At 35.7% G+C, this 16,642-nt stretch carries 13 protein-coding genes; 10 read left to right on the top strand and 3 right to left on the bottom strand.

Features of this window, described 5'->3' with window-relative positions; all coding sequences use genetic code 11:
- Window positions 1-30 precede the first annotated feature (30 nt).
- Window positions 31-426, bottom strand: a complete 396-nt coding sequence (locus ICJ83_RS15285) for an SPOR domain-containing protein (protein WP_188231282.1) — start codon at window positions 424-426, stop codon at window positions 31-33.
- Between the two features lie 215 nt (window positions 427-641).
- Between ICJ83_RS15285 and ICJ83_RS15280 the strand changes: the two genes are divergently transcribed.
- From ICJ83_RS15280 to queG, 10 genes are all read left to right on the top strand, one after another.
- On the top strand, window positions 642-1,934 hold the full coding sequence (locus ICJ83_RS15280; protein ID WP_188231338.1) for a cytochrome c3 family protein: 1,293 nt from the start codon (window positions 642-644) through the stop codon (window positions 1,932-1,934).
- A 34-nt stretch (window positions 1,935-1,968) separates the two neighbouring features.
- Entirely contained in the window at window positions 1,969-5,076 is a 3,108-nt protein-coding gene (locus ICJ83_RS15275; RefSeq protein WP_188231281.1) for a TAT-variant-translocated molybdopterin oxidoreductase, read from the top strand.
- A 28-nt stretch (window positions 5,077-5,104) separates the two neighbouring features.
- Window positions 5,105-6,550 (top strand): NrfD/PsrC family molybdoenzyme membrane anchor subunit, encoded by a 1,446-nt coding sequence (gene nrfD, locus ICJ83_RS15270; protein WP_188231280.1) that lies wholly within the window; start codon window positions 5,105-5,107, stop codon window positions 6,548-6,550.
- A 9-nt stretch (window positions 6,551-6,559) separates the two neighbouring features.
- Window positions 6,560-7,090, top strand: a complete 531-nt coding sequence (locus tag ICJ83_RS15265; RefSeq protein ID WP_188231279.1) for a DUF3341 domain-containing protein — start codon at window positions 6,560-6,562, stop codon at window positions 7,088-7,090.
- A 7-nt stretch (window positions 7,091-7,097) separates the two neighbouring features.
- Window positions 7,098-7,646, top strand: a complete 549-nt coding sequence (locus ICJ83_RS15260; RefSeq protein ID WP_188231278.1) for a c-type cytochrome — start codon at window positions 7,098-7,100, stop codon at window positions 7,644-7,646.
- Window positions 7,647-7,666: 20 nt separating this feature from the next.
- On the top strand, window positions 7,667-9,022 hold the full coding sequence (locus ICJ83_RS15255; RefSeq protein WP_188231277.1) for a quinol:cytochrome C oxidoreductase: 1,356 nt from the start codon (window positions 7,667-7,669) through the stop codon (window positions 9,020-9,022).
- Between the two features lie 30 nt (window positions 9,023-9,052).
- Window positions 9,053-10,120 carry a cytochrome c oxidase subunit II gene (locus tag ICJ83_RS15250; RefSeq protein ID WP_188231276.1) on the top strand — a complete coding sequence of 356 codons (1,068 nt, stop codon included), beginning with the start codon at window positions 9,053-9,055 and terminating at the stop codon, window positions 10,118-10,120.
- Window positions 10,121-10,150: 30 nt separating this feature from the next.
- Window positions 10,151-11,941 (top strand): cytochrome c oxidase subunit I, encoded by a 1,791-nt coding sequence (locus tag ICJ83_RS15245; RefSeq protein ID WP_188231275.1) that lies wholly within the window; start codon window positions 10,151-10,153, stop codon window positions 11,939-11,941.
- Window positions 11,942-12,021: 80 nt separating this feature from the next.
- Window positions 12,022-13,044, top strand: coding sequence for a Holliday junction branch migration DNA helicase RuvB (gene ruvB / locus ICJ83_RS15240; protein ID WP_188231274.1), 1,023 nt, complete (start codon window positions 12,022-12,024; stop codon window positions 13,042-13,044).
- Between the two features lie 3 nt (window positions 13,045-13,047).
- A complete protein-coding gene (gene queG / locus ICJ83_RS15235; protein WP_188231273.1) occupies window positions 13,048-13,974 on the top strand; it encodes a tRNA epoxyqueuosine(34) reductase QueG in 927 nt (308 codons plus the stop codon).
- On the opposite strand, the gene ICJ83_RS15230 is transcribed toward queG, so the two are convergent.
- A complete protein-coding gene (locus ICJ83_RS15230; protein WP_188231272.1) occupies window positions 13,971-14,993 on the bottom strand; it encodes a LacI family DNA-binding transcriptional regulator in 1,023 nt (340 codons plus the stop codon). The genes queG and ICJ83_RS15230 overlap by 4 nt on opposite strands.
- Before the next feature lie 125 nt (window positions 14,994-15,118).
- Window positions 15,119-16,183, bottom strand: coding sequence for a LacI family DNA-binding transcriptional regulator (locus ICJ83_RS15225; RefSeq protein ID WP_188231271.1), 1,065 nt, complete (start codon window positions 16,181-16,183; stop codon window positions 15,119-15,121).
- Window positions 16,184-16,642: the final 459 nt, after the last annotated feature.

The raw sequence follows: 16,642 nt of genomic DNA, 5'->3' as shown, positions 1-16,642 counted from the left end.
GTCGCTTTTTTTTAATTCTTTAAATCGAAATTAGCTAGACTTTTTAGGTTTAAAAATAAATGCAGCAGGAAATTCGGTCTTAATCTTTTTTAAAGCTCTGTCTGCTTCTAAGCGTGTTCTAAAACTACCTGCCCAAATTTTAAAATTAGGAGTTTCGTATTGAATTGTAGCTCGCCAATCAGGAAAAGTTTCTGAAAATTCATCTTGAGTTTTTTCGGCTTTCGCTCTGTTGCCCGAATAAATTTGTATTCTATACCTTTCGGAATCACTTTCGTTAGTATTAATTTCTTTCTTAAGATTTAATAACGTTGTAATGCTTCTATCCTGATTTATAGTGACGTTGCCTTGTTGTGCGTTAGTAATGCCAAAAGTTAAAACAAAGCAAAAAAGTCCTAAAAGCTTGATTTTTAAATTCAAAGGTTTCATTTTTTATTGGGTTTATGCAAATGTATACGTAATAACGCAATTATAGGTTCATTTTTATTATTTAGAATGTCTCTAAATTATCAATTAACGCTAATGTAACATTTCTAAAATCGACTTTAAGTGTTACTTTTGCGAGAGATTTTATAACTGCGTTTTTTTTAAATTATTGTATGAAAAAACCATACCAAAGTTTAGAAGTTAATATAACCAACAATATGAAAAAGGTGATTCACCGTAAATTAGGCAAAAACATACTTGGTTTAAGTTTAATTGTTTTATTAGTATTTACCGCGAGGCTTTCGGCTCAAGAAGGCGATCCAGCAAAAGGAAAATCATTATTTAATGCAAATTGTGCTGCTTGTCACCAATTAGATAAAAAAATGACAGGGCCAGCGCTTCGTAATGTTGAGGCGCGTTTAGCAGATGAGCAAGGACTTGACAGAGCATGGATTTATGATTGGATTCATAATAGTTCTGGTGTTATTAAGTCGGGCGATGCTTATGCTAACAAAGTTTACAATGAGTATTCTGGAGCAGCGATGACGGCTTTCCCTCAATTATCTGAAAAGGATATTGATGATATTTTGGCTTATACAGCCGAAGTTAAACAAGAGGCTCCAGCTGCTGTTGCTACGGCTCAGGCTGGTGCGGATGGAGGTGCGTCTTCAGGTGTGTCTAACGAATTAGTATTAGGGGCACTTGCTGTGTTGTTTGCCTTATTAGCGATTGGTTTGTTTTTGGTAAATAAGACCTTACGTCGTTTTGCTGAAGCGCAAGGGGTAGAATTACCAGAAGAAACTAAAAGAATGCCGCTTTGGAAAGCGTTTGTTAAGAATCAATTCTTAATGTTAGTATCTGCCATATTCTTGTTGCTTGCTGGTGCTTATTTTATTTATGGTTATTTAATGCAGGTAGGTGTAGACCAGGGTTATCAACCGGTTCAGCCTATTCATTTCTCACATAAAATTCACGCAGGCGATAATGGTATCGATTGTAAATACTGTCACTCATCAGCACGTGTAAGTAAAACTTCTGGAATTCCATCCGTAAACGTTTGTATGAACTGTCATAAATCTATTTATGAGTACAATGGTGAAACGAGCCCGGAATATTCAAAAGAGTTCTACGACGATCAAATCAAAAAATTATATGCTGCGGCAGGTTGGGATGATGCGAACCAAAAATATACAGGAGATTCACATCCTGTGAAATGGGTGCGTATCCATAATTTGCCAGATTTTGTTTACTTTAATCACTCTCAACACGTGTCGGTAGCAGGTGTAGAGTGTCAAACTTGTCACGGACCTGTGGAGGAAATGGAAGTGATGTATCAACATGCGCCATTAACTATGGGCTGGTGTATAGAATGTCACAGAACGACAAATGTAAAAGTAGAAGATAATGCTTACTACGAGAAAATTCATGAAGAATTATCTAAGAAGTATGGTGTAGATAAACTTACGGCTGCACAAATGGGTGGTTTAGAATGTGGAAAATGCCACTATTAATAAAATTTAATAAGAAGTAATTCAATTATATAATATGTCATCAAACAAGAAATACTGGAAAAGTGTTGAAGAGCTAAACGATAATAGCTCTATTGTTGAGACGCTAAAACAAAACGAGTTTGTAGAAGAGATTCCTACAGATGAATTTTTAGGTGATAAAAATGCATTAGAGTCTAGTTCTACAACGCGTCGCGATTTCTTAAAATATGTAGGATTTAGTACAGCGGCTGCTTCGTTAGCTGCCTGTGAAGGTCCTGTAGTTAAATCGATTCCTTACGTTGTGCAACCCGAAGAAATTATTCCGGGTGTTGCTAACTACTATGCAACTACCGTTGCTGATGGGTTCGATTTTGCTAGTGTTTTAGTGAAAACACGTGAAGGTCGTCCAATTAAAATTGAAAATAATACTTTGGCAGCTACCAATGGTAGTGCTAATGCCAGAGTGAACGCTTCGGTTTTAGGATTGTATGATAGCTTAAGAGTGCAAGGTCCTAAAAAAGATGGTAATGCCATTTCATGGGGTGATTTCGATGCAGCGACCATTAAAAAATTAAAGGAATTAAAAGCGGCTAACAAGAAGATTGTTTTATTAACGCAAACTTTTGCGAGTCCTTCTACGCGTAATTTAATTGCCGACTTTAAAGAAGAGTACGGTAATGTTCAGCATGTAGTATATGATGCGATTTCAGAAAGTGCTGCTTTAGATGCTTATCAGGCAAAGTATGGTAAGCGAGGCTTAGCAAACTACGATTTCTCAAAAGCGATGACTATTGTTTCTGTTGGAGCGGACTTCTTGGGAGACTGGCAAGGTGGTGGATTTGATTCTGGCTATGCAAAGAACAAAGTGCCTAATCACGGCAAAATGTCACGTCATATTCAGTTTGAATCAAATATGTCGCTAACTGGTGCTAATGCCGACAAACGTGTTCCTTTAACACCAAGTCAGCAAAAGGTAGCCTTAGCGAAATTATATAGTTATGTAGTTGGTGGTGCCGTAGGTGGTGAATTACCAGCACATATCGATGAGGCTGTTCAAAAAGCAGCTGCTCAATTAAAGAAAGCTGGGTCTAACGGAGTTGTTGTTACAGGAATTCAGGATGTAAATGCACAAACCGTAGCTCTAGAAATAAATGAGTTTTTAGCAAGTAAGGCTTTCGATCCTAAAGTTGCTATTAAAACAAGACAAGGTAATGCGAAAGATGTTGCGAATTTAGTTGCAGAAATGAAAGCAGGTAAAGTAGCAGCAATCATTATGGCTGGTGTTAACCCAGTTTACACATTACCAAACGCTGCCGATTTTTCTGAAGGCCTAAAGAAAACCGAGTTATCGGTAGCTTTCTCAATGAAGGAAGATGAAACAGCTTCGGAAACGCAGTATATTGCTGCTGCTCCACATTATTTAGAGTCTTGGGGAGATGTAGAAATTAAAAACGGACATTATGCATTAACGCAACCAACTATTCGTCCGTTATTTGATACAAGACAGTTTCAAGAGGCTTTATTAGTTTGGACATCAAATCCAAGTTCTTATAATGATTACATCAAAGAAATCTGGACAACTGATATCTTAAATGGAGCGTCTTTTAATCAGGCGTTACACGATGGACAGTTTGTTTCGCAAGAGGTTTATGAAACTAATGAGATTGATGAGTTAGAGGATGTAGTAGAAAATAATGAAGTTGAAAAACCAGATAATCAAGCAGCAAGTGCATTAGCAGCTTCTGCCAAGAGTAACGGTTTACAATTGTCACTATATACTAAAGTAGGTATGGGAGACGGTCAGCAGGCCAATAACCCATGGTTACAAGAATTTCCAGATCCAATTACAAGAACATCTTGGGATAACTACCTGACAATTTCTAAAGTTGATGCTGATGCGTTAGGTTTAACTAACGAAAATGTTGCTAATGGCGCATTAAATGGAAGCTATGCGAAAGTAACAGTTAACGGAACAGCTTTAACAGTGCCGGTATTAATTCAACCAGGTCAGGCTAAAGGTTCTGTTGGTTTGTCGTTTGGTTACGGTAAAACTAAAGGACTTAAAGAGGAAATGCAAACTGGTGTTAACGCCTATGCATTATACCATAACTTTAACAATGTTCAGGATGTAACAATTGAAGCCGTGTCAGGAGTGCATGAATTTGCTTGTGTGCAGTTGCACAATACTCTTATGGGACGTGGTGATATTGTAAAGGAAACGACTCTGGAAGTATTTAATACAAAAGATAAAAAATACTGGAATGCTATTCCGCAGGTATCATTAAATCATGAAGAAACTCCGGTAACTTCACCAGATGTTGATTTATGGGATGAGTTTGATCGTTCAATCGGGCACCATTTCAACTTATCTATCGATTTAAATGCTTGTACAGGATGTGGGGCTTGTGTTATTGCATGTCACGCCGAAAATAATGTGCCTGTAGTAGGGAAAACAGAAGTACGTCGTAGCCGTGATATGCATTGGTTACGTATTGATAGATATTATTCATCTGAAGAATCTTTCGCAGGTGATGATGAGAAGAAAGATAACATCGCAGGTTTAGGAAGCTCATTAAGTGAGTTTGGTGAAATGGAGCATGCTTCTGCTAATCCACAGGTAGCTTTCCAACCAGTAATGTGTCAGCATTGTAACCACGCACCTTGTGAAACTGTTTGTCCGGTGGCGGCAACATCGCATGGTCGTCAAGGTCAAAACCATATGGCTTATAACCGTTGTGTGGGTACAAGATACTGTGCAAACAACTGTCCTTATAAAGTACGTCGTTTTAACTGGTTCTTATATAATGGTAACGACGAGTTCGATTATCATATGAATGATGATTTAGGACGTATGGTATTAAACCCAGACGTTGTGGTACGTTCTCGTGGGGTTATGGAAAAATGTTCTATGTGTATTCAAATGACTCAGAAAACAATTCTTGATGCCAAACGTGATGGACGTGAAATTAAGGATGGTGAATTCCAAACAGCATGTTCGGCCGCTTGTTCAAGTGGAGCAATGACTTTTGGAGACATTAACGATAAGGAAAGCAAAGTTGCGAAACTTAAAGAAGATAACCGTATGTATCACTTATTAGAGCACGTAGGAACAAAACCTAACGTGATGTATCAAACTAAAGTGAGAAATACAACTGAAGCATAAATCTAATTAAAGAATCAATTATATAATTATGGCGTCTCATTACGAAGCACCTATTAGAAGACCCTTAGTTACAGGAGAAAAGTCATACCACGACGTTACTGTGGATGTAGCAAAGCCTGTTGAAGGAAAAGCAAATAAACAATGGTGGATAGTTTTTGGAATTTCACTAGCAGCCTTTCTTTGGGGACTTGGATGTATCATTTATACCATATCTACAGGTATAGGAACTTGGGGTTTAAATAAAACCGTAGGTTGGGCCTGGGATATTACTAACTTCGTTTGGTGGGTTGGTATTGGTCACGCAGGAACACTTATTTCTGCGGTACTTTTATTATTCCGTCAAAAATGGAGAATGGCAATTAACCGATCTGCGGAGGCAATGACTATCTTCTCGGTAGTTCAGGCTGGTTTATTCCCGATTATTCACATGGGTCGTCCATGGTTAGGTTATTGGGTGTTACCAATTCCAAATCAATTCGGTTCTTTATGGGTTAACTTTAACTCGCCATTATTATGGGACGTATTCGCGATTTCGACATATTTATCGGTATCATTGGTATTCTGGTGGACCGGTTTATTGCCAGATTTCGCCATGTTACGCGATAGAGCTATAAAGCCTTTCCAAAAGAAAATTTATTCCTTGTTAAGTTTCGGTTGGACAGGTCGTGCAAAAGACTGGCAACGTTTTGAGGAAGTATCTTTAGTACTTGCTGGTTTAGCTACACCTTTAGTACTTTCTGTACATACTATCGTATCGTTTGACTTCGCTACGTCGGTTATTCCAGGTTGGCACACCACTATCTTTCCACCGTACTTCGTTGCTGGAGCGGTATTCTCTGGATTCGCAATGGTAAACACATTATTAATTGTAATGCGTAAAGTATGTAATCTTGAAGATTATATTACCGTACAACACATCGAACTTATGAACATCATTATTATGATTACTGGTTCTATAGTTGGTGTGGCATATATTACTGAGTTATTTATTGCGTGGTACTCTGGCGTGGAGTATGAACAGTATGCCTTCTTAAACAGAGCTACTGGTCCTTACTGGTGGGCGTATTGGGCGATGATGACATGTAACGTATTCTCTCCACAGTTTATGTGGTTTAAAAAGTTAAGAACAAGTATCATGTTCTCATTCTTTATCTCGATTGTAGTAAACATAGGAATGTGGTTTGAGCGTTTTGTAATTATCGTAACGTCTTTACACCGTGATTACTTACCATCGTCTTGGACAATGTTCTCGCCAACGTTCGTTGATATTGGAATTTTTGTTGGAACCATCGGATTCTTCTTTGTATTATTCTTATTATACTCTAGAACATTCCCGGTAATTGCACAGGCAGAGGTTAAGACCATTCTTAAATCTTCGGGAGAACGATATAAGAAAATTAGAGAAGCAGGAGGGAGTTTAGTAGGTACAGGAGCAGACGAAAGAACTTCTGGTAACGTTAACAATAAAAACTAAGCGTAAGAAATGGAAGCATCTAAAGTAATTCACGCGATTTATAATGATGACGATGTTTTAATGTCGGCTGTCAAGAAAGTAAAGGCTGCAAAATATCACATTGAAGAAGTATATACCCCGTTTCCAGTTCACGGGCTAGATAAAGCTATGGGCTTAGCGCCAACTCGTATCGCCATCGCGGCATTTTTATACGGATTAGTTGGTTTAACTGTAGCAATAACAATGATGAATTTCATCATGATTGAAGATTGGCCACAAAATATTGGTGGTAAACCTAGTTTTAGTTTTATTGAAAACATGCCGGCGTTCGTGCCTATCATGTTCGAATTAACGGTATTTTTCGCAGCCCACTTAATGGTAATAACATTTTACTTACGTAGTAGAATGTGGCCTTTTAAAAATGCTGAAAATCCGGATCCAAGAACAACAGACGATCATTTCCTAATGGAAATTCCTGTGGATGGTAACGAAGAAGCATTACAAAGTTTACTAAGTGAAACTGGAGCCGTAGAAATTAATCTAATTGATAAAGCGCATTAATATAGAGATGAAGAGCTTAATTAAAATATTAGCAATAGCAGTTGTTTTAGTAGCTGTATCTTGTAAAAAAGATTCCGCACCAAATTACCAGTTCATGCCAAATATGTATGAATCTGTAGGATACGAAACCTATAGTGAGTCGACTGCTTTTAGAAATGGAGTAGAAGCACAATTACCGGCAGAAGGTACAATACCTAGAGGGTTTGTTCCATTCGATATTGAAAATACTACTGAAGGTTACGAATTGGCAAAGGCGACCTTAACAAATCCAATTGATTCTACAAAAGTGGATTTAGAAAGAGGTAAAGTACTTTACGATATATACTGCGGTATCTGTCATGGAAATAAGGGCGACGGGCAAGGTAAACTTGTAAAACGTGAAAAAATATTAGGTATACCAAATTATGCCGATAGAGATATTACAGCTGGAAGTATTTACCACACCATTTACTATGGTAAAAATGCAATGGGTTCTTACGCTAATCAAATTAATGAAGAAGAACGCTGGCAAGTAGTTTCGTATGTATTAAAATTAAGAGCTGATTTAGTAAAGTAAGAAGATAAGATTATATAGATATGTATACATTTTCAAATAAATTAAAGACATTTTCAATCATCTTAATGGTTTTAGGAGTATTAGGTGTTGGATATGGTTTTATGACATCTCATAAATCTTTAGACGAAGTTAAAACAATGCTTGCTGAAGAAGCTTCACATCATGGTGGAGGACACGGAGAAGAGGCTACACATGAAGTTGCTGGTGCGCATGATACTCATGGTGCTCATGCAGAAACTTCACATGGAGAAGATGCTCACCACGGTGATGCGCATGCAGAACACGTACAGCACCAGATTGCAAACCGTCCTTGGTCGGCTTTATATGTTGGTGCATTTTTCTTTATGATGATTGGTTTGGGTGTTTTAGCATTTTATGCCATTCAAATCGCTTCTCAAGCTGGATGGTCACCTGTGCTTTTTAGAGTAATGGAAGCTATAACCGCTTATGTATTACCTGGAGCGATTATTGTTTTATTAATAGCAATTGCCTCTGGAACTATAGGTCATTATAATTTATTCATCTGGATGAATCCTGAAATCGTGGCAGAGGATGCCTTAATTCAAGGAAAATCGGGTTGGTTGAATTTACCAATGTTTGCAGTAAGAGGTATTGTTTTTATTGCAGGATGGAGTTTATATCGTCATTTTGCCCGTAAGTTCTCAATTGCTCAAGATTCAGCTGAAGATAAAAGTAATTTCAAGAAATCATTCCGTATAGCAGCAGCTTTCCTAGTTTTCTTTATTTATTCAGAATCTATGATGTCTTGGGATTGGGTAATGAGTGTAGATCCACACTGGTTCTCAACGTTATTCGGATGGTATGTTTTCGCTAGTATGTTTGTAAGTGGTATTACTGCAATTGCCTTAATAACTATCTATTTAAAATCTAGAGGTTATTTAGAGTTTGTAAATGAAAACCATTTACACGATGTCGCTAAGTTTATGTTTGCCATTAGTATTTTCTGGACTTATTTATGGTTCTCTCAATTTATGCTTATCTGGTACTCTAACATACCAGAGGAGGTAACTTATTTTATTACACGTATTAATGATTATAACCTGCCGTTCTTTGGTATGGTAGCACTTAATTTTATATTCCCTGTATTATTACTTATGAATGCAGACTTTAAACGTGTACCTTGGTTTGTAGTAATGACTGGTTTAGTAATATTATTTGGTCATTATATTGATGTATTCAATATGATTATGCCTGCAACAGTTGGCGATAGATGGTTTATTGGAGTTCCTGAAATTGGTGCCATATTACTATTTGGAGGGTTATTTATATTTGTAGTGTTTACAGCTTTAACAAAAGCACCATTACTAGCTAAGAATTACCCTTTAACAAAGGAAAGCGAAGAATTTCATTATTAATTAAGATATAAATAAAGACGAACGATAACAATGACTGCTTTATTAACAATTATAGTTTTAGTATTTATTCTAGTTGCCATATGGCAAATGGTAAAAATATTCGATTTGGCTCAGGCAAAATCGGAGTGCGACCAGGTTGCCACCGATAAAGACAACAAAATAAATGCATATTTAATGATGGGCTTCTTAGCCTTCATTTATATCATTACCATTATAAGCATAGTTAAATGGGGCGATTTACCGTTACTATCTAACTCGGCTTCTGCTCATGGTCCAACCATAGATAACTTAATGGCTATATCGTTAGTTATCATATTTTTTGTTCAAACAGTAACGCAATTTTTATTACACTATTTTGCTTTTAAATATAAGGGAGAGAAGGGGAAAAAAGCTCTATTCTTTGCCGATAATAATAAGCTTGAAGCCATTTGGACAATTATTCCAGTTATTGTATTAGCAGGTTTAATTATATATGGTTTAAATACTTGGGTAAACATTATGGGCGTTGATGAAAGTGATGATCCATTAGTTATTGAATTATATGCTCAGCAATTTAACTGGACAGCACGTTATGCTGGTCAGGATAATACCTTAGGTTTAGCTAATGTACGCTTAATAGATATCGATAAAGCTAACGTTTTAGGTTTAGATGAAGCTGATCCAAACGCTCAGGATGATATTATAACTAAAGAATTACACTTACCTGTAGGAAAGCCAGTATTGTTTAAAATGCGTTCTCAAGACGTATTACATTCGGCTTATATGCCACATTTTAGAGCTCAAATGAACTGTGTTCCTGGTATGATTACTCAGTTTGGTTTTACACCAACCGTTACTAGTGAGGAAATGAGACAAAACCCTGATATGGTTGAAAAAGTGGCTAATATCAACAAAATTAGAGTTGAAAAAAGTAAGGATTTAATAGCTAAAGGAGAGGATGCTTTAGATCGCTATGAATTTGATTACTTGTTAATTTGTAATAAAATTTGTGGTAAATCACACTACAACATGCAAATGAAGATTGTAGTAGAAACTCAGGAAGAGTTTGATGCATGGATTAAAGAACAGAAGGAATTTAAAAACTCTCTAACAAACTAATTAATAAAAAGATAAATACGATATAAGATTATGTCAGCACACGCAGATACTCACGCTCACGACGACCACGGACATCATCATAAAGAGACTTTCGTAACGAAGTACATCTTTAGTATGGACCATAAGATGATTGCTAAGCAATACCTTATTACGGGTACCATTATGGGAGTAATCGGAATTATTATGTCTTTAATGTTCCGTATGCAAATTGCATGGCCAGAGGAGCCAAACGTGTTATTTGAGGCTTTATTAGGAAAATGGGCACCTGAGGGTGTTATGGATGCCGATATTTATTTAGCATTAGTAACCATACATGGTACTATAATGGTATTCTTTGTACTTACAGCTGGTTTAAGTGGTACCTTCAGTAACTTATTAATTCCGTTACAAATTGGTGCGCGTGACATGGCTTCTGGATTCCTTAACATGGTTTCTTACTGGTTATTCTTTTTGTCTAGTATCATCATGGTAATTTCATTATTTGTTGAAGCTGGTCCAGCTGCTGCGGGATGGACTATTTATCCCCCATTAAGTGCCTTACCAATGGCGCAAGGAGGTTCAGGAATGGGTATGACATTATGGTTAGTATCTATGGCAATCTTTATAGCATCGTCTTTATTAGGTTCACTTAACTATATTGTTACCGTTCTTAATTTACGTACAAAAGGAATGACAATGACCAGATTACCTTTAACTATTTGGGCATTTTTCATCACTGCAGTTATTGGTGTAGTATCATTCCCGGTATTATTATCTGCTGCTTTATTATTAATAATGGATAGAAGTTTTGGAACATCATTCTTCTTATCAGATATATTCATTCAAGGTGAAGTGTTACATTATCATGGAGGTTCACCGGTATTATTCGAACACTTGTTTTGGTTTTTAGGTCACCCGGAAGTATATATTGTAATTTTACCTGCAATGGGTCTGGTATCTGAGATTATGGCATCAAATTCACGTAAACCAATATTTGGGTATCGTGCAATGATTGCTTCAATATTGGCGATTGCATTCTTATCTACAATCGTATGGGGTCACCATATGTTCGTTTCGGGAATGAATCCTTTCTTAGGCTCTGTATTTACATTTACTACTTTATTAATTGCGATTCCATCTGCTGTAAAGGCTTTCAACTGGATAACCACCATTTGGAAAGGTAACCTGCAAATGAATCCGGCTATGTTATTCTCTATTGGATTTGTTTCTACATTTATTACTGGAGGTTTAACTGGTATTATTTTAGGAGATTCGGCTTTAGATATTAACGTTCATGATACATATTTCGTTGTGGCTCACTTCCACTTAGTAATGGGTATCTCTGCGCTTTACGGTATGTTTGCTGGTATTTACCACTGGTACCCTAAAATGTTTGGACGTATGTTAAACAAAAATTTAGGATACATTCATTTCTGGATAACTGCAGTTTGTGCCTACGGTGTTTTCTTCCCAATGCATTTTATTGGAATGGCTGGATTACCTCGTCGTTACTATACAAACAGTAACTTTCCATTATTCGATGATTTAGCTAATGTAAACGTTGTTATTACTGTGTTTGCTTTAATAGGTGGAGTTGTGCAAATTATATACTTATATAACTTCTTTAGCAGTATTTTCTACGGAAAAAAGGCATCTCAAAACCCTTGGAAGTCTACTACTTTAGAATGGACTACACCAGTTGAGCATATTCACGGAAATTGGCCAGGAGAGATTCCTCATGTTTACCGTTGGGCATACGATTACAGTAAGCCAGGTCATGATGTAGATTTTGTTCCTCAAAATGTTCCGCTAAAGGATGGTGAAGAAGAACTTCAACACTAATAAAAGATAAATAAATTGCAAAAAGCCTTTCTAAATTTAGAAAGGCTTTTTCTTTATATTTGCATTTGAGATACTTTATTATGAACGAAAACTTAGACCCTACAAGCGATCACTTTTCACCAGAAGAATTAGATGTTGAAAAAAAGTTAAGACCTCTTAGTTTTGACGATTTTACGGGTCAGGATCAGGTATTGGAGAATCTTCAGGTTTTTGTTCAGGCGGCTAATTTAAGAAGTGAAGCACTCGATCATACATTATTTCATGGCCCACCAGGGCTTGGTAAAACAACGTTAGCTAATATTTTAGCAAACGAACTTAATGTGGGTATAAAAGTAACCTCAGGACCTGTTTTAGACAAACCAGGAGACCTTGCAGGGCTTTTAACAAATCTAGATGAACGCGATGTTTTGTTTATTGACGAAATTCATCGTTTAAGTCCAATTGTTGAAGAATATCTGTATTCGGCAATGGAAGATTTCAAGATTGATATCATGATTGAATCTGGTCCTAATGCACGTACGGTTCAAATTAATTTGAATCCGTTTACTTTAGTAGGTGCAACAACGAGGTCGGGATTGTTAACATCGCCAATGCGCGCTCGATTTGGTATTCAAAGTAGACTTCAATATTATAACACCGAATTATTAGCAACAATTATAGAACGTAGTGCATCGATTTTAAATGTCCCTATTAGTATGGAAGCTTCTATTGAAATAGCAGGACGAAGTCGAGGTACGCCACGTATAGCCAATGCATTATTACGTCGGGTTCGTGATTTTGCACAAATAAAAGGTAATGGAAGTATAGATATTAAAATAGCGAAATTCGCACTTCAGGCGTTAAATGTCGATGCTCATGGTCTGGATGAAATGGATAATAAAATTTTAACAACTATAATCGATAAGTTTAAAGGAGGTCCTGTAGGTATTACTACATTAGCTACCGCAGTTAGTGAAAGTGCCGAAACGATTGAAGAAGTCTATGAGCCTTTTTTAATACAACAGGGTTTTATCATGCGAACGCCGCGTGGTCGCGAAGTTACCGAATTAGCATATAAACATTTAGGACGTATAAAAGGATCTGTACAGGGAGGATTGTTTTAATAAATGAAGTCTCTTACAAAACATACACAATTGATAAAAACCGAAGCCAAACGCCTCGGTTTTTTGTCATGTGGGATAAGTCGTGCTGGATTTTTAGAAGAGGAAGCTCCTCGATTAGAAAAATGGTTAAATAAAAATATGCACGGTGAAATGAGCTATATGGAGAATTATTTCGACAAGCGATTAGACCCTACAAAGTTGGTTGAAGGTTCGAAAAGTGTCATTTCATTATTATTAAATTATTACCCTGAACATAAACAAGTAGATGGAGAAGCTCCAAAAATTAGTAAATATGCTTATGGAACCGATTATCATTTTGTAATTAAAGATAAGCTAAAAGTGTTTCTAAATTTTATTAATGATGAAATTGGTGAAGTTAACGGACGTGCATTTGTTGACTCAGCTCCTGTTTTAGATAAGGCTTGGGCAGCCAAAAGTGGATTAGGTTGGGTCGGTAAAAATAGTAATCTAATAACCCGGCAAGTTGGTTCGTTTTATTTTATTGCCGAACTTATTGTGGATTTAGAATTGGAATACGATGCCCCTACAACCGATCATTGTGGTACTTGTACTAAATGCATTGATGCCTGTCCTACGCAGGCGATAAAAGAACCTTACGTCGTAGACGGAAGTAAGTGTATTTCCTATTTTACCATAGAATTAAAAGATCAAATTCCTACAGAATTTAAAGGGCAGTTCGATAATTGGATGTTTGGATGCGATGTATGTCAGGATGTATGTCCATGGAATCGATTTTCTAAAGGACATAATGAACCTTTATTTAATCCGCACCCTGAGCTTTTGACTATGTCTAAAAGGGATTGGGAAGAAATTACCCAAGAGGTATTTAGCAAAATATTTAAAAAATCGGCAGTAAAACGAACCAAATTTTCTGGACTAAAAAGAAATATTGATTTCTTAAAAAGTTAGCTCGATTCTCTAAAAATCATTTCGGTAGGGATAATTATATTTTTATGTTTTATGGGTGTTTTTGTTAATTTGCACTGTATTTCATCAAATAATATTTTAGAAGATTGTTCACCAATTTCAAAGGCATGTTGCTCTACGGTTGTTAATGTGGGGCAAATTACCGAAGACATAAACCAATTACTAAACCCAAATAATGCAATGTCATCAGGTACTTTTATATCATGGTCCTTAAAGTATTTTATGATACCAATAGCAACTAAATCGGTAATAGTAAAGATTGCATCCACGTTAGAGCCATGGTCTGTTATAAGTTTTTTAGCGTTGTTATAGCCATCATCAAAGTCGGCATTGTTATTACACATGTATACCAACTCAGGGTCAAATGGTATGCCATTATCTAATAAAGCTTGTTTGTACCCTAAGAAACGATCTATGGAATTTTGCGGATTTAAGTCGCCTCTAAAATGAGCAATACGTTTGAAACCTTTTTTTATCAAATAGGTAACGGCATCGTAAGCGGCTTTTCTATCATCTATGTAAACTTTTGAACATTTCAGGGTTTTTGAAATTTTATCAAATAAAACCAATGGAATGTTATAATCGATAACCTTTTGAAGGTGATCGAATTTTTTGGTATCGTTAGATAACGACACCAGAATACCATCAACCCCTTTGCTCATAAGTAAATCGATTTGCTTTTTTTCTAAGTCAAAACGTTCATTACTTTGCATTAAGATTACCATGTAATCGCGTGATTCAGCTTCTTTTAAAATACCTTTAATAACCGTAGAGAAAAAATGATGAACCGTATCTGGAACTATTACACCTATAGTTTTCGATTGTTTCATACGTAGACTAACCGCATAAGCATTTGGGGTGTAGTCTAAACTTTTAGCTAACTCTAAAACACGTTGGCGTGTTTTTTTGCTAACGTCGGGATAATTTTTTAATGCTTTGGAGACAGTAGTTACAGAAATATTTAGCTCATTAGCTATTTGCTTTAGGGTAACTGTTTTCATTTATTCTACTAAAATTGATGTCAAAGCGACGAAAGTAGTAATAATAATTTTAAATTATTATATGTAAATACGTTGATTATCTGCGACTAATGATTTATAATGAGCTATTTTAAAGTTTATCCAAACTATAGGTTTATTACTTTTTTAATGGGATTATTTTCGCTTTTTTCACTCGATTTTCGAATAACGAGCTCTGTTGGGATGACCACTTTTTTATATTCAATAGGTTCGTCGTTAAGTTTGCGTTTAATTTCATCAAATAAAATTTCAGCTGAAGTTTCACCAATTTTAAATGGGTGTTGCTCTACTGTTGATAATTCTGGGTTTATTACCGAAGACATAAACCAGTTACTAAACCCAAATAAAGCTAAATCGTCCGGAACTTTAATGCCGTTATCGTCACAGTATTTTATAATACCTATCGATATGAGATCAGTTATTGTAAAAACAGCATCAATGGTATGACCATGGTCTTCAAACATTTGTTTTGCGTTATTGTATCCATCATCAAAATCGGTATTGTTGTTACACATATAAACCAATTTTGGGTCGAAAGGAATGTTATTGTCTAATAACGCTTGCTTATAGCCTAAAAATCGATCAATCGAATTTTGCGGGTTTAAATCACCTCTAAAATGAGCAATACGGCGGTACCCTTTATTTATTAGGTAAGTAACGGCATCGTAAGCGGCTTTACGGTCATCAATATATACTTTTGAGCAATTTACCGTTTTAGCAATTTTATCGAATAACAATAATGGTATGTCATGTTTTATTACTTTTTGTAAATGGTCAAACCGTTTTGTATTATTCGATAACGAAATTAAAATGCCATCAACCCCTTTGCTTAATAGCAAATCAATTTGTTTCTTTTCGAGTTCAAATTTCTCATTACTCTGCATTAAGATGACCATATAATCATGCTGTTCGGCAACTTTTAAAATTCCCTTAATAACAATTGAGAAAAAGTAATGTACCGTATCTGGAATTATAACACCAATAATTTTAGATTGGCGCATTCTTAAACTCACTGCAAAAGAATTTGGCGTGTAATCGAGACGTTCGGCTAAATCAAGAACGCGCTTTTTTGTTTCTTTACTTACATCGGAATAACCTTTAAGGGCTTTGGAAACTGTGGTTACTGAAATATTTAACTCTTCAGCAATTTGTTTTAGAGTGACAGTTCTCATATTCTCATGTTATTAGGGTTTCTATTGTCAATATAGCAATTTATGGTATAAAATTTAAATTGATTTCGATGAAATAACTATTGCTATTGTTAATCGAAAACGTTTTCGGTTAAATCGAAAATGTTTTCGTTCGTTTTTTTTGTATTAAATGAAATAGGAGGGTTACATTTGAAATAGAATTAAAAGCCATTAAATCATTTACTTATAAAAAAGTAATATAAAACTAAAATAAACACACCTTCAAAACTTTCAATGTTCAATTTAATGGTAAATAAAGGAAATAGGAAGAAGTTGAGAGCATGTAATTTAGAATTGTTTTAGTTTAAAAGTGTGATTTGAATTTCGAATAAGATTTAAAATTATTTGAGAAAAGTTGCGCTCAAGGCGGTTCGTAAAAAATCGCCCCCTAGGATAGAATTTTGATTATTAATAGTTGTAATTGGGATTATTAGATGTTTG

This window comes from Aestuariibaculum sediminum (genome assembly GCF_014596945.1).
GTDB lineage: Bacteria > Bacteroidota > Bacteroidia > Flavobacteriales > Flavobacteriaceae > Aestuariibaculum > Aestuariibaculum sediminum.
The sequence above is the reverse complement of the archived record's forward strand: the minus strand, read 5'-3'. Positions and strand labels throughout refer to the sequence as shown.